Source organism: Octadecabacter dasysiphoniae, assembly GCF_021532615.1.
In the GTDB taxonomy this organism is placed as follows: Bacteria; Pseudomonadota; Alphaproteobacteria; order Rhodobacterales; family Rhodobacteraceae; genus Octadecabacter; species Octadecabacter dasysiphoniae.
The window spans coordinates 172,107-194,646 of the sequence record NZ_JAKGAQ010000003.1; the positions used below are offsets into that span (position 1 = coordinate 172,107).

Annotated in this window: 21 protein-coding genes and 1 tRNA gene; 2 read left to right on the plus strand and 20 right to left on the minus strand. The window is 58.0% G+C overall.

Features of this window, described 5'->3' with window-relative positions:
• Positions 1 to 377: 377 nt before the first annotated feature.
• The 9 genes from L0664_RS13175 to L0664_RS13215 all read right to left on the minus strand — a co-directional run bounded on the left by L0664_RS13175 (position 378) and on the right by L0664_RS13215 (position 10,561).
• Positions 378 to 2,123 (minus strand): helix-turn-helix domain-containing protein, encoded by a 1,746-nt coding sequence (locus L0664_RS13175; RefSeq protein ID WP_235226346.1) that lies wholly within the window; start codon positions 2,121 to 2,123, stop codon positions 378 to 380.
• Positions 2,124 to 2,832: 709 nt separating this feature from the next.
• On the minus strand, positions 2,833 to 3,729 hold the full coding sequence (locus L0664_RS13180; protein ID WP_235226347.1) for a hypothetical protein: 897 nt from the start codon (positions 3,727 to 3,729) through the stop codon (positions 2,833 to 2,835).
• A gap of 364 nt (positions 3,730 to 4,093) precedes the next feature.
• The gene (locus L0664_RS13185) at positions 4,094 to 5,023 is read right to left on the minus strand and encodes an AEC family transporter (RefSeq protein WP_235226348.1); all 930 of its coding nucleotides are present in this window, start codon (positions 5,021 to 5,023) and stop codon (positions 4,094 to 4,096) included.
• A 74-nt stretch (positions 5,024 to 5,097) separates the two neighbouring features.
• The gene (locus tag L0664_RS13190) at positions 5,098 to 5,892 is read right to left on the minus strand and encodes an MBL fold metallo-hydrolase (protein WP_235226349.1); all 795 of its coding nucleotides are present in this window, start codon (positions 5,890 to 5,892) and stop codon (positions 5,098 to 5,100) included.
• Positions 5,889 to 6,686 (minus strand): TatD family hydrolase, encoded by a 798-nt coding sequence (locus L0664_RS13195; RefSeq protein WP_235226350.1) that lies wholly within the window; start codon positions 6,684 to 6,686, stop codon positions 5,889 to 5,891. The genes L0664_RS13190 and L0664_RS13195 overlap by 4 nt, the downstream gene beginning before the upstream one ends.
• 9 nt (positions 6,687 to 6,695) lie before the next feature.
• Positions 6,696 to 7,829 carry a DNA polymerase III subunit delta' gene (locus tag L0664_RS13200; protein WP_235226351.1) on the minus strand — a complete coding sequence of 378 codons (1,134 nt, stop codon included), beginning with the start codon at positions 7,827 to 7,829 and terminating at the stop codon, positions 6,696 to 6,698.
• Positions 7,829 to 8,458 carry a dTMP kinase gene (gene tmk / locus L0664_RS13205; protein WP_235226352.1) on the minus strand — a complete coding sequence of 210 codons (630 nt, stop codon included), beginning with the start codon at positions 8,456 to 8,458 and terminating at the stop codon, positions 7,829 to 7,831. Before tmk ends, L0664_RS13200 begins: the two co-directional genes overlap by 1 nt.
• A 4-nt stretch (positions 8,459 to 8,462) precedes the next feature.
• Complete coding sequence (locus tag L0664_RS13210; RefSeq protein ID WP_235226353.1) at positions 8,463 to 9,647, minus strand: D-alanyl-D-alanine carboxypeptidase family protein; 1,185 nt, start codon at positions 9,645 to 9,647, stop codon at positions 8,463 to 8,465.
• 17 nt (positions 9,648 to 9,664) lie between these two features.
• Positions 9,665 to 10,561: an SPOR domain-containing protein gene (locus L0664_RS13215; protein ID WP_235226354.1), complete on the minus strand. Its 897-nt coding sequence runs from the start codon at positions 10,559 to 10,561 to the stop codon at positions 9,665 to 9,667.
• A 222-nt stretch (positions 10,562 to 10,783) separates the two neighbouring features.
• Between L0664_RS13215 and L0664_RS13220 the strand changes: the two genes are divergently transcribed.
• Positions 10,784 to 10,873 (plus strand) — tRNA-Ser (locus L0664_RS13220).
• 59 nt (positions 10,874 to 10,932) lie between these two features.
• Here L0664_RS13220 and hemP read toward each other — a convergent pair.
• The 11 genes from hemP to L0664_RS13275 all read right to left on the minus strand — a co-directional run bounded on the left by hemP (position 10,933) and on the right by L0664_RS13275 (position 19,612).
• Positions 10,933 to 11,088 carry a hemin uptake protein HemP gene (gene hemP / locus L0664_RS13225; protein WP_235226355.1) on the minus strand — a complete coding sequence of 52 codons (156 nt, stop codon included), beginning with the start codon at positions 11,086 to 11,088 and terminating at the stop codon, positions 10,933 to 10,935.
• Entirely contained in the window at positions 11,088 to 11,258 is a 171-nt protein-coding gene (locus tag L0664_RS13230) for a hypothetical protein (protein ID WP_235226356.1), read from the minus strand. The genes hemP and L0664_RS13230 overlap by 1 nt, the downstream gene beginning before the upstream one ends.
• A 279-nt stretch (positions 11,259 to 11,537) precedes the next feature.
• On the minus strand, positions 11,538 to 12,359 hold the full coding sequence (locus tag L0664_RS13235) for a (2Fe-2S)-binding protein (protein WP_235226357.1): 822 nt from the start codon (positions 12,357 to 12,359) through the stop codon (positions 11,538 to 11,540).
• Positions 12,356 to 12,556, minus strand: coding sequence for a hypothetical protein (locus L0664_RS13240; protein ID WP_235226358.1), 201 nt, complete (start codon positions 12,554 to 12,556; stop codon positions 12,356 to 12,358). The genes L0664_RS13235 and L0664_RS13240 overlap by 4 nt, the downstream gene beginning before the upstream one ends.
• Positions 12,557 to 12,586: 30 nt before the next feature.
• On the minus strand, positions 12,587 to 13,549 hold the full coding sequence (locus L0664_RS13245) for an ABC transporter substrate-binding protein (RefSeq protein WP_235226359.1): 963 nt from the start codon (positions 13,547 to 13,549) through the stop codon (positions 12,587 to 12,589).
• Positions 13,550 to 13,595: 46 nt separating this feature from the next.
• Positions 13,596 to 14,564 carry an ABC transporter substrate-binding protein gene (locus L0664_RS13250; protein ID WP_235226360.1) on the minus strand — a complete coding sequence of 323 codons (969 nt, stop codon included), beginning with the start codon at positions 14,562 to 14,564 and terminating at the stop codon, positions 13,596 to 13,598.
• An 81-nt stretch (positions 14,565 to 14,645) separates the two neighbouring features.
• Entirely contained in the window at positions 14,646 to 15,620 is a 975-nt protein-coding gene (locus L0664_RS13255; RefSeq protein WP_235226361.1) for an ABC transporter substrate-binding protein, read from the minus strand.
• 67 nt (positions 15,621 to 15,687) lie between these two features.
• Entirely contained in the window at positions 15,688 to 16,668 is a 981-nt protein-coding gene (locus L0664_RS13260; protein ID WP_235226362.1) for an ABC transporter substrate-binding protein, read from the minus strand.
• 75 nt (positions 16,669 to 16,743) lie between these two features.
• A complete protein-coding gene (locus L0664_RS13265) occupies positions 16,744 to 17,793 on the minus strand; it encodes a FecCD family ABC transporter permease (protein ID WP_235226363.1) in 1,050 nt (349 codons plus the stop codon).
• Positions 17,790 to 18,788, minus strand: coding sequence for a FecCD family ABC transporter permease (locus tag L0664_RS13270; RefSeq protein WP_235226364.1), 999 nt, complete (start codon positions 18,786 to 18,788; stop codon positions 17,790 to 17,792). Before L0664_RS13270 ends, L0664_RS13265 begins: the two co-directional genes overlap by 4 nt.
• Positions 18,785 to 19,612 (minus strand): ABC transporter ATP-binding protein, encoded by an 828-nt coding sequence (locus L0664_RS13275; RefSeq protein ID WP_235226365.1) that lies wholly within the window; start codon positions 19,610 to 19,612, stop codon positions 18,785 to 18,787. Before L0664_RS13275 ends, L0664_RS13270 begins: the two co-directional genes overlap by 4 nt.
• Before the next feature lie 396 nt (positions 19,613 to 20,008).
• Here L0664_RS13275 and L0664_RS13280 point away from each other — a divergent pair, with 396 nt between their 5' ends.
• Positions 20,009 to 22,519 carry a CHAT domain-containing protein gene (locus L0664_RS13280; RefSeq protein WP_235226366.1) on the plus strand — a complete coding sequence of 837 codons (2,511 nt, stop codon included), beginning with the start codon at positions 20,009 to 20,011 and terminating at the stop codon, positions 22,517 to 22,519.
• Positions 22,520 to 22,540: the final 21 nt, after the last annotated feature.

Genomic DNA, 22,540 nt, shown 5'->3' on the forward strand with positions numbered 1-22,540 from the left:
TGGTTCGCCATCAAAAACTTCTCCTGTTGAGACGTTGAAGCGCGACCAAACAAGAACGGTCGCGCGATAAGGGTCATTTCGCACTGTGCAAACGTCTACCGCGCCCTCGAAATCCGCAGGCAAGCGGTGTTGATTTTCAGGGGGGGCAGGCAGCAGTTGCACGTCGTGATGCACCTGAAACACAACGTTTGACGTCGGGGAACACGCCATGGATGGATTGTCTGAAACGTACTCAAACTTGTCCGAAATGGGATATCTGTGATGGGACGGTTGCGGCATGCTGGGCGGGCCAAATGGGCCGGTTGTCAGGCCTTGATCGCGCGAAATTCGCGTGTGCACCGCGCCCTAGGACAGGCGCATGGTGCATGCCTGACAGATCACAATGCTGCCTTTGCCCGCTTGGTCGTTTTGAATGTTTCACGGGGTGTTTCGTTAAACTTGGCACCATAGAGCCTCGTGAAATGGCTCACGCTCGAGAACCCCGTCGCATAGGCAACTTCGGCAACGCTGCTGTAATGTCGAAGCACAATAAGGTCGCGCGCCAGTTCAAGACGTGTTTCCCGAATAAATCTTGCGGGCGATATATTGAGGGCGTCGTTCATCCGCCGACTGAGCGTGCGTTCACTTACGCCCAGTTCTGCACCCAGTGCTTGTGGCCCGAATCCTTCTTTCCCGACATTATCGAGCACAATTTTCCGCGCTCGCACCTCTAGGCGGTCTTCGAAATGTAGCACCCGTTCTTCGGCTTCGTCGCCCAAGGCGTCTTCTACGAACCGCGCCCGCGCCTGCGCTATTTCTGCGATTTTAGCGTTCTTGGCCTGGGTCGCTTCGAGCGAACGGCGCAGGGTCTCAACTTCCTCAAATGCAATTTTGCTCCGGCTTCGGATACCCTGAAGCATCATCGAAATCGCCAACATCATGAACATCGCTTCGCCAATGATCGCAAATGTATAGCTGTACGTCCCTGCACGCCAACGCATCACTTCTATGACGGAGTCTGACGCCGTGATGTGGGGCGGGAACACAAAAAAGTAGTTCGCGATTGCAAGCCCAATAACCAGACAGATGAGAGACCCGCACAAAGGCAGCACCTGTGGAAGGCCACGGCCCAATCGCGCGCACGCGAAGGCCAACAGGATCAAGGGGCTGATGAACTGCATGAGGACGTTTGGCATGGCGTGTTGCCAGGGACTCAGAACTGCGATCCCACATAAGGCGACGGCAATGACTGTCAGGATAACAAAGCCGCGCTGCTGCATACGAGACCGTTTTCCGCTTGATAACAGGACCCGCGTATACTGGATGTTGGTGATGACGCCGACCCCTACGGCAAGCTGAATGGCCGGAACCGTAAATGTGACTGGGAACTGAACATCGAAGACCCTGTGGAACCAGCCGTAAAGGATGAAGATGAACATGAACGACGCGAGCAAATAGAGCGTATAATACTTGTAAAACTCGGTCGTCACCTGACGAAACAAGATCAAGCTGAGCATGATCAGAAGGGCGATAAGCCCCATCAAAACGATCAAAATGGTCTGAAACGACGTTGACCACCGATAAAAGAATTCCTCGGACACAAGAAGTGGTGTCGCATGCGGGGTAAAGGTGCCTGCCACTCGAACGTAAAATTCCTTGGTCTCATTGGCGGCCAAGGTGACGGCTAGCGCGGACCTCACACTGACAATAGACCGCTGATCCGTCGGGACCGTTCTGCCGTTTCGCGCAAGCTCGTCCAGCCCCGTTTCGGTTTGTTCAAAGAGGGCCATTTCATCAAAAATAGTCTCCATGAAGGCAATCCTCCATTCGACCCGATGATCATTGGGGTTGTTCAACGTAAACCGCAGCCAAAGCGCACCATCGGGGCGTTTGATCGCGTATCGATCGACGCAGGGTGTGTAGGAAAAGGCGTGCGTGTGGATGTCGTCACTGGCAATCATCCCTGACGGATCGGAAAGGTGTTCCGTCATCAAGGGACGTAGCTGGCCGCCGGAGACGTCCTCAAGCGTGTTGTAAGCCGGGGCGCTTTCACCGGCGGGATCACAGTCCTGTGCCAAATGATCAGCCGTTGCGGGAAGCATCCCCCCAAAGCCAACAACCACACAGATCAATAGAATTTTCAAACGTCCTAACATTGGGGGATGGTTTCTCCATCGGCAGCAAAAGCATGAACGGGCGAGCAAGGTACCAAACACAAGGCAGTCTTTTCGTCGGGCAGGAATGCGCTTCAAACAGGAAATATTGAGGAATCTTCGCGTTTGGGCGAGTGATCCATGGGCTCTCGCCTCACGAAGAGGCATCGCATTCCGCAAATGAGCCAGCGTGGCCAGTTTAGAACGATTTTGGCCGTACCGTCCACATGCCCATGATCCCGGGAAACGTGCGAGTTAACGATAGCGTAAACTTACGCCTTGTTGCCGCCCTAAGCGGCAGCGTTGCAGTGCTGTTAAGACGTTAAGCTGCATTTTTGTCTCCAAATCCGTTCATGATCATTGCCAAAGGTCTGACTTGCGACCTTCACGGGCCGCAAAAGGATGCAGCTCTCGGGGTATTGAAATGTCTGATGTGCACTTTGGCCAATCTGGAGCGATTTTTGTCTGAAATCCGCAGATTCAACTTTCCTGTCGCGTCTCAACGCACGTGCTTGTCGTCGGCACACATTCGGCCTTCTTCGAAGTTCCCCTAAGCAAGATCGATTCGACCGAACTAGCATGGATGTCCTGGGCCAGTTCCCGATGTTCACAAGACTTGGCGATCGACAGCGGCATATTGCCAGACAAGCTGCTGGCTGACGTGTTCGAAGTGGTCAGGCCGGTTGGTCGGTATGGGGAGCTACCCCCTTCTTTGGTTTTGATAGGCCGTCGAAAGCCCGTTTTGTATTATTGCCTTCGTGAGGGGTGGTTTGAGCGTGACATCACAAATAGCGGACCGTTCCGCCGTGAGATCATGACCGCGAACTTCGCTGGAAATCAGGATCAGTGGGATGTTGGGCGCGTGGTTGCGCAGCCGCAAACAGTAGTCGACGGTGTCTTCCAGATCACCCATGAAATCCGCGTCTACGAAATACACATCCGCACGATCTATGATTGACTGAACCTCTTTCCATGACGCTTCTTCGCTGCGAACAGCAAGAACCAAGCCGATATCTTGGCCGGCCCAATCAGCGATCGCGTCAAAATTTCTGGAATGTGCCTCTCCGAAATACGCCAATGCGCTCTCAGTTCCTATCTGAGGCTTAGAGTTTGCCCCCAACCTGACGACATTGGCAGTCAAATCATCAACCAAGTCTGCATCCTGCGGGTGCCCATTAACTTGGTTCAGCACCCGACCCATCATGACTTGTTTGATCGGGATGACATTAAGACCATGTCGGGATGTCAGTTCTTTGTCCCAAGCACGACAAAGACGGGTAGTTTGTGCGCCTATGCGCCTTTCATTGAAACGAATTCTGTTTTCTGTCCCACGGACAGAACGCCCTCCTCGAGCCGTCAACCCGTTTCGCAACCTTTCATCACGTTTGGAAAATAAGACCATTGTGATGACCAGCGATAACGACCCGGACGTCGCATAGACGACCAGCGTCCAAAAGAAAGCCCACAAAATGGGTAGATCCAGCCTGTTCAAGACGGTGAGAACAAAGATGATAACCGTCGCCATGGCCACGACCAAAGCAATAAAAAGCCCGGTGATCATTCGTAAGCCAGCTGGCAACGTTTCCCGATTATGCATGTTACTTGTCCCTGCGTTCAAATCTCATGAGATCAGCCAATCGCGCCGTGCGCGAACTGCTGTCACGGCGAACCCGCACGTGATCTGCAATTACAAAAGGCAGGTCATTGTTGTGATTGAAATATCGATCCAAAGGATTGGCGGGGATCAGCAAACATTTGGCTGAAAACCGATGTCAGTCAAAGGGCTGTTGGTGATCGTGCAGGTCACGGCAAAGGAATTTTATAGTGCAACTAAAGAGGTCGAGCCGGATATTGGCGGATTTGTATTGAAGATCCGGTTCGTCTGACGTCCTGCCAATTCGACCGGATTATCGCGCAAGATCCGCTTGAAATTCACACTGATACGCGCGTTTGAACGTGCGTTACGGCAGAATCGTCAGCCAGAACGACGTTGTCAGGATCGACAGCGCTGTTCCCATCAGAACGGAGGTGGCCGCGACACGTTTGGCGGTGCCGTACATATTGGCAAAGACATAGGCGTTGATGCCCGGCGCGGCGGCGGCCGTTAGGATCGCAGAGCGCAGGGCGGTGTCGGATAGATTTTGCGCGCCGCCCAATGTCCAGGTGATGGCCGGATGGACCATCAAGGAAACGGCGCAGACAAACAGGACCGTGCGGATGTCACCCTCTGGTCGGTAGCGATAAAGCACGCCGCCTAGGGCAAACAGGGCGGCCGGCAGGGCGGCGCGGACCATCAGATCAATCGCCTCGGTCAGGACCATCGGCACGGGAATGTGACCGAGGTTGGCGACGAAGCCGAGCGCAATGCCAAGCACCAGCGCATTGGAAAACATCGCTTTGCCGACTTTGGCGGGCAGATGGCGCAGCGGGGTGCCTTGGGCGCGCACCAGTTCCATCGCGGTGATGCCAAGCGCGTAGCCGAACGGGGCATGAAAGGCGATGATCGCGTAATTGCCGAGCAGCGCGTCGGGCCCGAAGGCGCGTTCGGTGATCGGCAAGCCAAGCAGCAAAGTATTTGAAAACAAGCAACAAAATGCAATCGCGACGCTGTCTTCCCAGCTGCGTTTGAACAGAAACCTTGCGCCGATCATGCCAAGGGCAAACGCCCCCACGACGCCCGCATAAAAGCTGATGAGGATCGGGGCGTCGAAATTCTGGCCCAGATCAAGGGTCGAGATTGCACGGAACAAAAGGGCAGGAATCGCGAATTGCTGTGCGAATTTCATCAGCCCGTCGACGGCATCATCAGAAAATAACCCGCGCCAGACTGCCAGATATCCAAAACCCATCACGATAAAGACCGGCAGGATGATGTTGACGATATCGACCATCAGGTATGCTGCACCGTGCTGAAACGTGCCTCCGGCGGGAGTTTTTTGGCCAAGATGAAGGGGGAGCGGTGCACCTAGTTGGCTAACGTCAGGGTCAGGCCGTCGTAGGCGGGGGTGATGTGGTCGGGCGTTTCGGCCTTGAGCGTTTCGTAATCAAGATCGATGTGCATATTTGTCAGCACCGCGCGTTTCGGGGCGACCCGTTCGATCCAGTCCAGCGTTTTGGCAAGATGGGCGTGGGTCGGGTGCGGGTCGCGGCGCAGGGCGTCCACGATCCATAGATCGAGGTTTTCAAGATGCGGCCAGACATCATCGGGGATGTCGGACACATCCGGCAGATAGACCGCGTCGTTGATGCGAAACCCCAGCGCGTCGATGCTGCCGTGTTCGACCTCAAACGGGGTGAAGGTGATGGGGCCGCCCGCGCCATCAATCGTAACGTCGCCTTGAATGGTGTTCAGATCGCAGATTGGCGGATAGCTAGAACCCTTGGGCTGCACGAAAGCATAGCCGAAGCGCGCCAAGAGTTGATTGCCAGTGTCCCCGTCCGCCCAGACCTGAAGGCGCTGGCGCATGTTGTAAACGATCATGCGGATGTCATCGAGGCCGTGCACGTGGTCCGCATGGGCATGGGTGTAAATAACCGCGTCCAGTTCACCCACGTCCGCGTCCAGCAGCTGTTGGCGCAGGTCGGGGGAGGTGTCGATCAGCACGCGAGTGGTGCCTGTGTCGGTCGTGCGCGTCACCAGAAGGGAGCAGCGTTTGCGGATGTTTTTAGGGTTTTGAGGGTCACACGCGCCCCAATGGCCGCCCAAACGGGGCACGCCACCAGAGGAGCCACAGCCAAGGATGCGCAGGGTTGTTGTCATGGTGTCCAACCCGCGGCTTTGGCGAACAGGCGATCGAAGTTGGCTGAGGTTTGCGCGGCGAAATCTGCGTAATCCATTCCGAAGGTCTCCGCGCCAATTTTTGCAGTGTGGGCCGTGTATGCGGGTTCGTTGCGTCTGCCGCGATGGGGCGGCGGGGCAAGGTAGGGGCTGTCGGTTTCCACCAAAATGCGGTCCACGGGGGCGTCTTTGAAGATGTTGCGCAGGTCTTGTGATTTGGGGAACGCGGCGATGCCGGACATGGACAGATAAAACCCGAGGTCAATCGCGACGCGCGCCAGTTCGGAGCTGCTGGAAAAGCAGTGCATGACGCAGGTGTAGGGTTTGTCGTTGTAGGCCAGCGACAGAATGCGGGTCATGTCGTCGTCAGATGCACGGTTGTGGATGATCAGCGGCAGGCCCGTTTCCTGGGCGGCCTGAATGTGGATGCGCAGGGATTGTTTTTGAATGTCGGCGGATTCAGACGTGTAGTGATAATCGAGCCCGGATTCACCGATGCCGACGAATTTAGGATGCTGGGACATCGCGACAAGGTCATCAACGCTGGCCAAGGGTTCATCGGCCGCCGACATCGGGTGCGTGCCGGCGGCGTAAAACACCGGTGCGAATTCTTCGGCGATCTTGCGCACGTGGGGTTCGTTTTTCAGTTTGGTGCAGATGGTGACCATGCGGGTGACGCCCGCGTCCACGGCGCGCTGCACAACGTCGGCGCGTTCATCATCGAAGTCCGGGAAATCCAGATGGCAGTGGCTGTCGACGATGTGTGGTGCAGACATAAAGCGGCCTTAAGCAGGGGCCACGTCCAGCGCGGCCTGTTCGATCTTGAATAGCGTATCAAGGATGAGCGCGGCAGGGTCAAGATTGACGGCCTTGCCGTGGCGCGTGCGATCGGACACCTCTTGCGCCAAAGTGGCCCAGCGGCGCGCGGCGGCGTCATGGGGGGACAGTTTGGCCAGCAGCAAAGCCTCGCCCTTGGCGGCCTGAATGTCAGGTGGTCCTTGAAGGCCTGCGCGCGCAGTGCGGGCGAGGAATTTGTCAATCAGATCAAGGGTGAGGGCAAAGCGGGTCGCGCCTGCCTTCCCGGTGCAGCTGTCGGCCAGCCGCAGAGCACGGGGGCGGTCGAATTTCGGCAGACCGCCGAACAGGAACACCAGTTCGTCGTATAGGGCGAGGCCGTCCATGTTGGTGAGGCGGATCGCCTCGCCCACGGAACCACCAGAAAGTGCTGTCAGTGCTTCGCCCGCGTCGGTGTGAATGTCGGCCTGTGCGAGGGCGGCGGTGACATCATCCGCGCCGAGCAATCCACAGCGCAGTTCGCGACAGCGCGACCGGATGGTGGGCAAAAGCCGCGAGGGTTGGTGGGATACAATCAGGATCACCGCATCGGCGGGGGGTTCTTCGAGGAGTTTCAGGATCGCGTTGGCGGCGTTGACGTTCATTTCATCGGCCGGGTCGACGATCACGACGCGGCGGCCGCCGTCTGCTGACGACATGCCAAAGAAGTTTTTGAGTTTGCGGACCTCATCCACGGTTATTACGGATTTGAGTTTATCACCCTTTTCATCCCATGCGCGGCGCAGGGTGAACAGGCGTGGGTGCGCGCCCGAGCGTAGCAGGCACATGTCGGGGTGATCATCATCCACATCGAGCGCCGTCGGGGGCGGGGGTGCGCCAAACATATCATCATCCGCAACGACGGGCTGGGACAACAGGAAGGCCGCCATACGCCACGCCAGCGTCGCCTTGCCGACACCCAAGGGGCCCGTGATCAGCCAGCCGGAATGCAGACGGCCCGTTGTGAATGCCTCAAGGAAATCGGCCTCAGCGCGTGACTGGCCGAACAGATTGGCGGTTTGCGACGGATGCGGCGCGCCTTCGATCTGATCGGGCAGGGGGCGGTCTTCGGGTGCAGTGGCCATCAGGCCGGTTCCGTGCGGTCCGCGACATGGGCGGATATTTCAGCGGCCACCGCAGCGGGATCGCGGTTGCCGTCAATCAGCACGCAGCGGTTCGGGTGGGCCTTGGCAAGCGCGAGAAAGCCGTGGCGCAGGGTTTCCTGAAAGGCCAATCCCATGTCTTCAAAGCGGTCTTCGCCTGATCCGCGCGCCAACCCACGCGACAAGGCGACGGCGGGATCCATATCGATGATGATGGTCAGGTCCGGTTCGCGCCCGATCATGGCGTCGTGCAGCACATCGACCGTTGCGCGCAAATCACCACGTGTCGCGCCTTGATAAACGCGGGTGCTGTCGGCGAAGCGATCACAGATAACGGTGCGCCCTGCGTCCAGCGCAGGTTGGATCGTGGTTTCAAGGTGGTCGCGGCGCGCAGCGGTAAACAGCAAAATCTCGGTTTCGGCAGACCAACGGTCTGGATCGCCCGTTAACAAAAGCGCGCGGATTTCTTCGGCGCCGGGGCTGCCGCCGGGTTCGCGTGTAATCACGGCATCGGGGAACTTTTCGGCCAGCAATTTGACTTGGGTCGATTTTCCGGACCCGTCGATGCCTTCAAATGAGATGAACAGGCCCGTGCGGGCGGCGTTGGCCATGAAATTATTCCGCTTCGAGGGCAGGGTCGGCGGGCACCATCCGGGCGACCAGAATTTCAGCCGCAGTGCGCAAGCGTGAATTGAAACCGCCTGCCTCGATGCTGGTATCTGCTACAAGCGGCACGCGCGTTTCGGGCAAGTTTTCCAGACGGATCACGAGTTCTGCGATCTCGTCGCCCTTTGCGATGGGGGCAGAAATGGGGCTGTTGTAGACGACTTCGGCGTCGATATCGCCGTTCCCTGTTGCAGGTACGAGAAGGGATAAATCCTCTCGCAAGGCCAGCCCGACGATGGGGTGTTCGCCCATCCAGACGTCCGCCTCTGCGATGCGGGTGCCCCCGCGGGCGATGTCGCGTTGGGTGAATTGGCGGAAAGCCCAGTTAACGATGCGTTCGGCCTCTTCTGCGCGCTGTGCGGCGGATTCCATGCCCGTGAGCACAAAGATCACGCGGCGGTTGCCCTGCTTCGCCGACCCGACCAGCCCGTATCCGGCCTCAGAGGTGTGGCCGGTTTTCAAACCATCCGCGCCGATGCCAAGACCCAGAAGCGGGTTGCGGTTTCGCGTGTTTGCGGGGTGTTCGCCGTCATAGTCAAATTCGCGTTCGGCAAACAGCGGGTAGAAGGTGGGGTAATCGCTGATCAGGCGATCCGCGAGGATACCCAGATCGCGCATGGACATGCGTTGCCCCGCCGCGGGCCAGCCGTTGGAATTGGCAAAGCTGGAATTCATCATACCGAGCTGTTGTGCGCGTACCGTCATTTGCTGCGCGAACCCTGCTTCTGACCCATTACGCGATAGGCCTTCGGCGATCACGCAAGACGCATCATTGCCCGACAACACAATCACGCCGCGCAGCAAATCCTCAACGCGGACACGGTCAGTTGTGTCCAGAAACATCGTTGACCCAGTGTAATCCATGCAGTGTTGTGACACGGGCAACACATCATCCACTGTCAGGATCGGGTCTTGGCCGCCTTGGGGATTGATCGCCTCGAATGCCATGTAAAGCGTCATGAGTTTGGACATGGAGGCCGGCGGTAACGGATCATCCGCGTTCTTTTCCAACAGGACGGTGCCTGTGGAATGATCAATCACGTAGGCCGCCGTCGCACGGGTGTCAAAGGACTGTGCGGCCAGCGGGGCGGCGGTTGCGATCAGCAGGAAGGTGGCAGCAAAACGGCGGATCATGTGGCCTCGTCTATCGGTTAGTTGGTAACAAAGTAGGCGTCTTCGAAGCCCTGTGATTTGACTTGGCGCAACAGTTCTGCCCGTTCGGATTCAGAAGACGTCGGGCCGACGATAACACGCCAGAATGTGCGGCCCTGGCTGGTTTGTTCCAGCACAGTGGGCACGATGCCAGTGGCGCGCATCCGATCAGCGGTGCCGTTGGCGTTCGCTTCGATTGAGAAAATACCGATCTGGATGAACGGTTTGGATAGGTTTGACGACACTGCCGCTGCGGGGGCCGGACGGGGCGCGGGGGCGGCCGCTTCAGCGGCATCAATCGCGGCTGCGGCCACGGCGACAGGATCGGGCGTCGCGGCGCCCGGGGCGTCAAGCGGTGTGCTTGCGATGGGGGCTGCGGCGATGTTTGTGGGGGCCTCAAATTCGGCTGTTGGCTGGGCTTGCGGTGTTTCGGCGACTTCTTCGCGGCGCAGGGCTGTTACCTGCAATTGGGTTGGCGATCCGGCAAGCATTTGCAGCGCGGATGCCGCATCAGATGACACCTGAAGGGCCGGGCCGGGGTTGTCGCGTTCACGGCGGAACAGGGCGCCGATCACAAAGGTCCCGTTTGATTGGTTGCGGATGATGACACGTTCGGGTTCGGTCACGTCAGGGTGGGCCACCCAGACACCGCCAAGGGACGGGCGACCATCCCATAAACCGGCTTCTGTGACTTGAAATGCGTCGGGCGCTTCGACGTCGCGTTCGACCAATTGCACGCTTTGTGCGACGGCGGGGACGTCTTCGTTGGCAGCAGCGTTTTGAAGCGTGGGGAATGCAAATTCACCATTTTCATCACACCCCGCGAGGATCAATGTGGATACCAATGCCAATGGAAGTCCGATTTGTTTGAATGATACCAGTGTCTTGCCCGACATGTCTTGCCCTCTTATGTGCGCCGGTTTACCGGTCGCTGTGCCCTTTTCGGGCTTTTTCCGCTCTGTGGTGGGGGCGCTTAACGCCCGCCTTTGATGGACACTAGCCTTGGTCGCATTGCTTTGAAAGGCTTTGCGCGGTTTTTCGGCGGATTTCCCCTTTGGATGGCGGTGATGTGATCGGACTTTTCGAATCAAACATGCGCCCCTATAGAAGGCACCAGCGGAGGCTTGGCAGAGTGGTCGAATGCACCGGTCTTGAAAACCGACGAGGGTGAAAGTCCTCCCAGGGTTCGAATCCCTGAGCCTCCGCCATTTCATCTAGCGAACATGCGTTGTTTCCAGATTGTTTTCAGACCCGCTTCACTTGGGGCTTACTTTGTCAGGATCAGCTTTCCCAATCGGGTGATGCGAAGAGTGTAGACCTGTCCATCCAGCGTGATGAGGGCTTTGCCATCCGCGTCGGTCATCTCGCGGGCGTCATAGGCGGGCGTGTGCGACGCGTTCTCGGTTTTGGTCGGTGTATACATCACTTTGTCGGCTTTGCGGTTTGGGCCGCCCGCCGTGTCAAGAGAGCCTCAAGCTCGGTTTCCATTTCTCCTCCAGTCTCCTCGAATAACTGAAAAATCTCAGCGCGCGGGGGGAGGGAGTGACGTGGTTCAGGATCGGTTGGTGCGGGCTCGATTGGATTGCTGGTCATCAGAAGACCTCGGTTTGAAACTGACTGACGTTCTGGCTTTCCAAGTACAGGATGGCTGCTAGTTTATACCTGAGTGATTTTGTAGGGTATGTCAACTGGGTAGGGCTTACCTGTGACAAATGCGCGAAATATGCCGCGCACTGATATGGGATGGGCTGTTCTGTCAGAGAAAGCGTCGATCCCATTGGCGCAAAAGGCCGACGACGGCCCCGGCGTTGTCAGGTTGTGGTTCGCACCCAATTAAAACTGGGAATGTTTGCCATCCCACACGTTTGTTTTTCATGACAGCTTTGTTTGCCGCAGGTGATCGCGATAGCGGTCCCGGCGACTGTCGGCGGATCGCAGGACGCATGTTGTGCAGTACTCCGCATCTGATCGACCAGAGGTATAATATCGGCAACAGCCACCGCGAAGGCGCATCCAGTCACCGATGTCTGGTGCTTCTGGCAGGCTGATCCATTCAAAGTTGGTTTGTTTGTTGAACAGTTTCGATCCGCGATCCCGCAGAATGCGGCGTGCGCGACCAATGGCGATTTCAGCCTGATCAATCGCGCGCCCTTGTTCCAGAAAGGCGGAGGCGAGACTGTCGGATACCAATCGCCAAAGCGCTGAGCGCGACAGGCCACAGACACGGTGCAATGTTTCGATAAGCGGGGCGTGCAACTGTTCAAGGACCTTGGCGAATTCGCGGGGTGCAGGCACGTCGGCAAAAGCGACGGCGGTTTCATTGATGGTGAGGTCAAATGTGAGGCTCACGCCTTTTTCGCGGTCTTGTTCCCAATGCACAAACCGTTCAGACAGCGCGATTGCATCTTGTTTTGCAGCCACGATCCAAAGACCGCGCAGGGCCAAGCCTGCAAGAGGTTCGCAGACATTCCATGACACCGTTGCGATCAGATAAGCCGCTGCAAGCTTTGCGTCCCCATCCGGTTCACTGAGGGCTACATCTGCCATCAAGCGGCGGGCGCAATCGTCTGTGATATCCGACAACGACAGGTTGGCCGCAGAACACCGACCCATACTTAGAACCGGCGAGAACGCGCCCTCCAGCGGCGCGAGGTCCGCTATCAGATCATGAAGGGCGGGGGGTATCTCGCTCATTCGGTCACCAAATCGCGGTTGGTGCGATGCTGTCCGATCACATGGACGACGGCGCGCGCTGTATCCTGAATCGACCTCCGAGAGGTGGCGCAGATGGAATTGCTGTCGTTAGCAAAAACCTGATTTGCCTGTGGCATCGCGACCGTTTGGGTGCCATCGGGCCACGGCGTTGCGGTGATCTTGATGAGGTGTTTCATCGGTCAGACACTTCGGCATGAGATTGAGGATTATTCTGGAACGCCTATCGCCAGATCACCGTCGATCGCTGCGTTTATCCTTGGTTCCAGCTGTTCTAGTACAAAGGGCAGGCTGAGGAGTGAGCCGTGACTGAACGCGGATGTCAGAATATCATCGGTGAACACTTCGCGCCCCTCTCGGAACGCCGTAAGGACCGGACGCAGGGCGAGGCCTTCGATTTTATTGCGTTGGTCTGCGCTGCCATCGGTGATCCAAATCAGGACGTCGGCATCGATGATGTCCAATTCTTCCTCAGAGAACGTGAGGGCAAATTCACCGCTTGGCATGGCTTGGGTGATGTCGTCGGGGGTGCGAAACCCCAGATTGGACAGCAGCAAAGGCCGGATATCGTTGCCCGCGTACACGCCCGGTGTATCGTTCCAATAATATGCGACAGCGGCGGTCATTCCCTGCCATTCAGGATTGCGGGCGGCCATCGCGGCGATGTCTGCACGCAGTTCTGCGACCAGTTTTTCAGCCTCAATTGACTTGCCCGTCGCTTCGCCCGCGATCAGGGCGAGTTGATCCCACGGCAAAGCATAGTCGCCCACCCCGTCCGGTACGGCGACAACGGGCGCGATTTTGGACAATTGGTCATATTCTTCGCGGGTAATACCCGACCAGAGGGCCAGGATGACATCGGGTTCGGATGCCGCGACCTGTTCAAAGTTCAGATCACCCCGCAGGACTTCTGGGGTTGATGACAGTAGGGGCTGCGCCCAGGGCCAGAGTCCGTTTTCGCTATCGCCATACCAGTACCGGATCGCAACAGGCTGAACGCCTAGGGCGAGCAAATTGTCCGCACCGTTAAAGTCCACACTGGCGATCCGCGTTGGTGGGGTTTCGATGATCGTCGTGCCGAATTTATGTTCGATCCTCAGGGGGTAGTCCTGCGCAAAAGCAGGAAAGACCATTACCAAAAGCGTCACCAAAAATGACATGAGATGTTTCATAGCGGGTCCTTTCATATGGCTGGGTGATGCTAAATTTCAGGTGTCATCAGTTGTAGTTCAGCGGATTTCCCATCGTGCTGATCAGCATCATCGTCGTGGCAAAGAATGCGTCAGGCGACCAACTGGCGGTTTCGACAATGGGAACAGGAATGACGCGCCCGTCTTGGCAGGCCGTCAGTGCCGCGCACCAAGATGGGAGCAATGCATCCATGTTGGCGATGGCGTCAGCGGGCGTTTCGCCGTTTTGGTTCGCGTAAGAGAGAAACACCCAGTCCGCGTCGAATTGTTCCAACACTTCGGCGGAAAAAGTGGCTGACTGACCTTCTGCGATGTCGTTGATGATATCGGGCGCATCAATTCCCGCGTCGCGCAGGATTTGCCCCAGACCGGGCCAGGTATGAAACGCATGGAGTTGGCCGCTATCAAGGACAAGAATTGAGGCTGTCGTCCCGTCCGGCACAACGCTGCGCAGCGTCTCAACCTGATACGTGTAGCGGGCCTTGACCTCGGCGAGTTCCGCTTGGGTTCCGGTGATATCGGCAAGGTAGTCATGGGTGGCAAAGCCCGTGCGTTCTTCGATGTTGATACTGATTGTCGGTGCAATCAGCGACAGTTTTTCGATATCTCCGTTGAACCAATCGCCCCAGTGTCCAACGATAATGAGGTCGGGGTTTACTGCGGCAATTGTCTCATAATCCATAACGTCGTAGTCGCCGATGAAGGCGACGTTATCTGCGGTCTGAAAATCGACCCCAACGTTGTTCATGCCGCCGCGAATGAATGGCGTGCCGTCGGGTAGGGTTGATCCTGTGGTGCCAACAGGAACAACGCCCAGTTCATAAAGCGGCACGAAAATCGCCTCGTCCACAGTCGTGACGATCCGTTGCGGGGTGGTGGGAATGCAAACGCTGATATTGCGGTCGTCAACAAAAGCACGCTGACCATCATGACAGTCTGCTGATGCTTGCGTGGCCACCGCAAAAAATGCCGCGCCGGTGATGAGGAGTTGTTTCATAGGCCAAAGTTCCTTGAGGTTCTGGAATGGCTGGGTGGCGCGGTAGCTGCCTGACCGGAAGGTTGGTGCTGCTAGGGCTGCTTAACCGTGGGGTGCCCCGCTGGTGGCCACATTGGTGGTGATCATCTGCAACAACATGTTCAGCTGGGTGAAAGAAAACCCGGTCGCATACTCGCGTGGCAACACGATGTAGCGGCCCTCGGTACAGGCCGTCAGGAAGTCACACCAACCGGGCACGGCGTCGTTCAGGCGTGATGCGGGATCGGCGAGGGTATCGCCGTAGGCGATTGTGTAGGTGTCAAACAGGTAGTCCGCCTCGAGTTCTGGCAGGATTTCGGCGCTGACCTCTTCGCCCCAAACGACACCACGATCAGCCATGCGCTGACCAACCGTGCCGCGCGCAAACCCCAGATCGGCCAGTACCTTGGTCAGCCCACCATAACCTGCATAGACTTCGAGTTTGCCGTCCCACCCCTGTATTTTGGAATAGGTGGCACCTTGCACGTGCGGCAATGCAAATCTTGCGCGTTCTAGGTTTGCTTCATAGATCGCGAGCTGGGCTTCGTACGTGTCGCTGACACCCGCCGCGTCGGCAATTTCGCGCGGAAAGGCCATGGGGCCGGTCGGGGTATCAGCAATAAAAACAGTGGGCGCGATGGCTTCGAATTTGTCGCGCGTTTCCATGTCATATTCGCGACCAATGATCAGATCGGGGGTCATCGCGACCATTGCCTCAAAATCCATCTGGTCCCACGTACCAGCATAACCGATCTGCCCACTGTCGAAATCAAGACCAAAGAGAAGATCAACCGAACGCATGTACAATTGTCCGTCGTCATCCACGCGGCCATGGCTGCCGACAACCGGGGCGCCCAATTCAACAAGTGTCAGGGTGACGGATTGATCGTGCAACCCGATGATGCGCTGCGCCTGTTCGGGAATGCAGGTTTCACCGCCTGCATGGGTAAAGGCGCGCTGGCCGTCAGCGCAGTCTAGCGCCAGCGCGGGCGAAGCCGCACAGATCGTCAGGCATAGGACGGTAAGCTTCGTTTTCATGGTGTTTCCTTCGATTACTGTGTCCGCTGGGTTTCGCGAAGGGGGCGCTGCCTTGCTGTGGGGAGGCCTATTCTGCCAAGGGGACGAAATCGCGTTCAGCGATCTGGCTGGTCAGCACCGCGAGCATTGTGTTCAGCCCATCAACCGCGAAGGCCCGCACAAGGCTGCGATCCACAATGACAAGTTGGTTATTGCGGGGGGCGTGCAACAAGTCGTCGAACCCGGGAACGTTGCTGCGCCAAACCTCCATTTGATGCGATGGCGGCTGGCCGAAAAAGCTTTGATGGCTGGAAAAGATAAAATCGGCGTCCAGTTCTTCGACCAATTCAAAGCTCAGGTTGCCGTTGTCAGTCAACATGCCCAGATCAGTGGCCGTGATCCGGGAAAGCCCAAGATCGTCGGCGACCACGGTAAACGTGCCGTAATCGTCTGCCACATAGATCCCTTCATCGAAGGGGTCTGCGAAAACCACGCTGACATCCGCCGGATCACCGATGCGATCGGCAAAGACCGCGCGGGTGTTCGCCAGCTTGAACGTGTAAGAAGCCATAAGTCTGTCATGTTCAGCGGTCATGCCAACAAGATCGGCCAACGTCGCGAGCCATTCCTTAAGGGGTGGATCAAAGCAAGCTGCGGCGTAGGTCGGGGCGATGGCGGACAGCTGATCATAGTTGTCCGCAGCCCATGCCGCGATCAGGATCAAATCTGGTTCTAGTGCCGCAATAATTTCGGGGTCAGGTTGGTTGATGAACCCGATATCTACAAGATCCGCATCAAATTGCGTGCCATAAAGAGCGGTCGCGCCACGAATGAAGGGCTTGCCGTTGTTAAACCTGTCATCCTGCATGGATCCGGCACCGATCAGTGGCGCGCCAAGCTCAATCAGCGGGGTGGCAAGGCAGTCAGATCGTGAGACAACGATGCGTTGCGGCGTCACAGGAATTTCGACCACATTGCCAAGGTCATCCGTGACCGTGCGTGTATCCTGTGCCAGTGCAGACGATGTCACGGCGAAAAGCGTGGCCGTGGCCCAAACAAGGGTTTTCATAGGTTCATCCTTTGGTGTTTGACCGCGGGGTGGCATAGATGCTGCTGCCTGACCGGTCTTCTTATGTTGTGTTTTTTAAAGCTGCGATCGCGCCTGTGTTCGAAGGATCAGCGCGACAAAGACGGGCACGCCGATGATCGCGGTGACCAATCCGGCGGGGATTTGGATGGGGGCAAAGGCCGCGCGTCCCGCGAAATCGGCCAGACCAACCAGCAAAGCGCCGGTCAATCCGGTCAACACCAGATGCATACCGACACCGGAGTGCGCCAAACGGCGGGCCAGATGCGGCGCGACAAGGCCCACGAACCCCAACGCGCCAACGGCGGCAACCGCCGTGGCGGCCAGTGCCACGGCGAGGATGATCAACCCCCAACGCGCCATCCGCACCCGTATGCCAAGACCCGTGGCCACGTCTTCGCCGAACCGGATTGCCGACAGCGGGCGTGCGGCTGCCATGAACGCAGGGATCACAAAGAACGCCGTCACTGAAAGCCAGCGCACCTCGTCCCAGCCGACGGAATGAACGGACCCTGCAAGCCAGCCGAGGGCTGACATAGCGCGGTCTATGTCGCCGTACGTAAGCAAGGCCGATGTAAAAGACGAAATCAGTGCCGCGACGCCGATCCCCATCAGAATGAAGCGCAGCGTGTCGCCGCCGCGCCGCGATGAGGATGCCAGCAGGATCAATGCGGCCACTGCCAGTGACCCGCCAAAGGCCAGAATGGGGCGCAGGTAGGACCCCATGCCCGGCGCCAGAATGGTGACTGAAACGACAACCAAAGCGGCGCCTTGGCTGACCCCCACAAGGCTGGGATCGGCCAAAGGATTGCGCGTGACGTATTGCAGTGCCGCCCCAGAGAGGGCCAAAAACGCACCCACGAGTAAGGCAACCAAGGTGCGTGGAAAGCGAAATTCCCACACGACAGTAGACGCAGTGTCAGAGGGTGAATTGCCAAACAATGTCGCCCAGACTTGGGTGCTATCAAGCGGATACGACCCTGTCATCAGGCTCCATGTCAGCACGCCAATAATTGCAAACGTAAGTCCCAAGCTAACAAGCGCCGCACGGTACGGCACACGCAGTGCCAGCCGCCCGCCAAAACCGATCAGGGTTGTCGTGCTCATAGCTTGACCCTTACCAACCAGATGAACATTGGCGCGCCAAGCATCGTGGTGACGATCCCCGTAGAGATTTCGATAGGTGCCAGTACGACACGGGCGGCGATATCGACCAGCGTGACATATCCCGCCCCGACAATCGCCGAGAACGGCACAATCAGGCGGTAGTCCGATCCTACGAACAAGCGCACCAGATGCGGGATGACCAGCCCGACAAATCCAAGCGGTCCCGCGACCGAGACCGCCGCCGCCGTCAGAACCACGACCGCGCCCAACGCGGCGACCTTGATCTTGAACGTATCGACGCCCAGCCCAGCCGCTGTTTCTTCGCCCATGGCCAGTGCCGTGATTTGATGGGCGATCAGCAATGCCGCGATCAGACCGCCAATGAACCACGGCAGCGCCCACAGGTAGGTAGCCATATCGCGCCCCGCGAGTGAGCCGGACAGCCACACCCGGAAATTGCGAAATGTGTCTTCGTTCAGCAGGATCGCAGCGCTTTCGACTGCATAAAGAAATCCACCCACTGCGGCCCCCGAAAGGATCAGCGTCAGCGGGGTTGCGCCCCCCGGGGCCGCACTTGCGATTGTCCAGACCAAGACCGCACCGATCAAGGCGCCAATCGCCGCGAACAACGGCACATATGCCGTGCCAGCCAGCCCGAACCAGCCAATCCCGATAATGACCGCAAAGGTCGCGCCCGCCATCAGGCCCAGAATCCCCGGTTCCGCCAGCGGGTTGCGCGTCACCCCTTGCATCAACGCACCAGCAACCGAAAGGGCAGCGCCAACGCTGAGTGCAAAGATGGCACGCGGCATCCGCAAATCCCGAACGACCACATGGTCAAACACCCCATCTTGTGGGGCTGTTATGGCCTGCCAAACAGTCCCCAGCGGGATGGCCTTTGCGCCGACCGAGACGTGCCACAGGAACGCCAGTACGACCCCGCCAAGGCACAGCCAAAATCCGGTGGCGGCACATATGGTGCGTGTCGCGTTCATTCCGCAGCAGCCGCAATTATGGGCGTCGCCACATGATTGGATGTGCGTGGCAAACACACCGGGCGGCCTGTTACGGGGTCCGCAATCACATCAGACCGCAGATCGAAAACTGCGCGCAATTCTTCGGGGCAGATGACCTCTGCGCCGGTTCCTTGCGCAACTATTTCTCCGTCACGCATCATGACGATGCGGTCGGCAAAAGCGGCGGCAAGGTTCAATTCATGCAGGACAAGAACCATGGTGCGCCCGTCCTCGTGTACAATGCGCGACAACAGCGCCATCAGATCAACCTGCACCTTGAGATCAAGGAAGGTCGTCGGCTCATCCAGCAACAAAAGCGGCGTATCCTGCGCCAGCACCATGGCCAGCCAGCACCGTTGGCGTTGCCCGCCGGACAGGCTGTGCACGGGTCGGTCGGCAAAGTCTTCCAGATCAGTCAGGCGCATCGCGCGCTCCACGGCATCACGGTCACCGGGGGACCATTGGCGAAACAGTGTCTGGTGGGGGAACCGCCCTTGCGCCACCAGTTCGGTCACGGTCAGGCCTTCGGGGGCAACAGGCCCTTGCGGCAGGATCGCGAGCCGGGTCGCCACGTCGCGTGTGGCATAAGACGTCATCGGCTGGCCCTGCAACGTGACGTGGCCGGTCGTGGGTTTCAGGATCCGTGCAAACGCCTTGAGCAAGGTCGATTTCCCGCATCCATTCGGACCGACAAGCGCCGTGATCTGGCCTGCTGGAATCTCAAGGTCGATGTTCTTGACGACGGTGGTGTCGCCATACCCCACCGAGAGTCCTTTGGCTGTAAGTGGTGAACTGAGTGTCATGCTGCCGTCCCAACGGTCAAAACGATTTCGCGTCTTTTCCAGAGAGCCAGCAAACCTGTTGCCGTCGCCATGAGGATCGCCAATACGAGGACGATCTTCGCCCCGCGATAGGGGATGCATATAAGTCACAAGCGTGTTCATGTTCGTAAAAGCCACGTGCCCTCGGAAACGGTTAGATTTCCTCTTTCTGGTGAAGTCACTTTGGCTTGGGCGCGCAAAAACGCGGTAGGAGACCTGCCCTGGCTATACCTGACTTTTATTGTCAGGAAATTTCAAAGGCAAGCGGATTGTTTGTTACTGCTGTCCGTTTGCAAAACTTTGCGCCGCAGTGTGCAGCGTCGATATTTGATTGTTTTGTTGGAAACGCTGGGTAGGTCTCTTGATATCGCGGGGGGCATGGCATCCTATTTGGAAATGGCCAAGACGGATCAGGATATCGCGGCGCGACTTTTCGCACAGGGGCAAGCGCTGTGGGGAGAGGGGAAGCCTGCGCAGGCGTTGCCTTGTTTTCGCGACGCTGTGGCTGCGTTGCCCCCTTCGGCATCTGACCAGTTTGTTGTGGATGTGACAGGGTCGTTTGCGCTGGCGCTGCGCGAGAACGGCGAGTTTGACGCGGCACTGGCGCTGTATCCCGATCTTGAGGCACGATGTTTGGCGGCGGGGCTGGATGCGCGCAAAATCGGGCGTCAGTGGGCCATCGCGCTTGAGCAAAAGCGGGATTTTGACGGCGCCCGCCTGTTGTATGAAAAATCAAAGCCTGACGTGGATGCGCCGCAGGTTGAATGGCTGAAATGGGCGAATGCTATCGGGTTGCTGGATTGGACCGAAGGCCGTTTGACGGATGCGGCCACGCATTTGGCTGCAGCGACGGCTGCGATGCCGGATGATCCCGAAAAGGCCGCACCCTATTTGGCCGTGCTGGGCAATGACGCACGCTTGGCCCTGCATATGGGCAATTCTGCGCGGGCATATCGGCTGATCAACCGGATGGTTGAGATTCGCCAAGCGGTTGATGCGATCCCGTTGCCCAGTGAAACAAGCCTGTTCAAAGCACGTGCAGCCCTTGCCGCGTTGCGGGGGGATCATGCGCAAGAGGCCGCAATCCTGCGGGACGGGTTGGATTGGATTGATCAAAATGACCCCGATGAATGGATGCATAAACTTGATCTGGTGGCGCATTATGTGGCTGCGGCGCAGCGGACCCGGCCCTCTGATGAGGTTGTTCGCTATTTGACGCAGATGTGCGCCGCAGCCCCCATGGAGCTGGCCTGGATCGGGTCCTTGATGTTGTCGCAAATCCTGCTGGAACGGGCTGATCTGGACGGTGCGCGCCACAACATCGAACGGGCGGGGGCGTTTCTTGTCGGGGATGGCACGGCGCAAAGTGAGGCGGAGATTGTCGCCACCCTTGCAGCACTGGCGCACTTTGCGGGCAAGCCTGACGCGGCGGTTTTTCTAGGCAAATTGGCGCTGAAATATCTGGCGCTGTTGATCCATGATCTGGACGATGATGCGTTGCGCAGTGCCATTGAAGAAAGCGAAAAGCTGTTGGACCTCACGACGGCCGATTTGCGCAGTGCTGGGCGGTTTCAGGAGGTCATGGTGCTGCGCAATTTCTTTGATCGCGTGCGCCGATACGCGTTGTTGTCGCGCAGGCCGATGGCGGAGGCACTGGCCCACCAACCCGTGCCCTTTGACGCCGCAGAATTGAAGATGGAACAGCAATGGCTCGCGTGGCGACAAGACCTTGCCCAGATGCGCGCAGCACAGGGCACCGCGCCGCTTCTGGCGCGCATGTCGCAGGTTGTTGACGGGCTTTTGGCATTTGAAACTACCGCGCGGCACACAGGGCAGGTGGCAACGTTGCCGCCCCCTTTACGCGGACGTATCCGGCTAAGCTTTGTGCCGGCTGGGGACATTTGCGAATTGCATGTTCAAGGGCACGACTACAGCCGGGTTGAGCGGATTGATATGACACCAGCCACCTTCAACAGAACTGTCGCCGATCTGCGGGACGCGGTGTCAGACCCGGTTGCATGGCGTGACCCCGCGCAGGTTTTGTACGGCCATTTGATAACGCCGATTGCGGATGAGTTGGACCACGCGGAGTGTCTTGAGATTGAGGCATCGGGCGCGCTCGGGATGATCCCGATCGGGATTTTGAGCGATGGTGTGACCTGTTTGGTTGAACGCATCGCTGTTCGGTATGTGATCGATGTGGCCCCTGTTCGTGTGGATGGTGCAGCGCGGCGCGGGTTGGTTCAGTTCAACGCCTTTGCACGTGAGCCTAATGAGATGCCTGTACTGGCGCCCGAGTCTGACGATGGTATGATGTGGCCTATAACTTTTGCCTCTGGTGCGGACTTTACACGTGGCCGCGCCGTGGACCTGTTGGGAACCAAACCCGCCTATGTGTCCCTTGCCACGCACCTTGAAACGGAACCGGCGCGTCCGGATTTAGCGGCCTTGCAGTTGGGGGATGAGACGCATTTGTACCTGACGGATTTTGCGCGCGATGATTTTGATATGAACGGCGTGCGTGTTGCATTGGTCGCGGCGTGTTCTTCGGGGGTTGATGATGTCACACTGGCGCACAACACGTCGCTTGCGGCTTTGGTGTTGGAAAAGGGCGCGCAGTGTTTTGTCGGAACGCTTTGGGATATTTCCAGTTCTGTCGCGGATGCGTTTATTGCGCAGTTCTGGCAGGCGCTGCGGGATGACCCGACCCATGATCCGGTGCATGTTCTCAAAATGCTTCAGTCGGGTGCGGCGGGCAAGGCTGATCCGGTCGGCGCGGCACAAAACAGAACGGGTGGCATCGGCAGCCCTGCGCCCGAAGTGGCCCCCGTCAGTTGGGCCGCATTTGCGGTGTTTGAGAAGTGCAACCCGCCGCAACCAGCGGACTGAACGGATACCTTTGATCCTGAT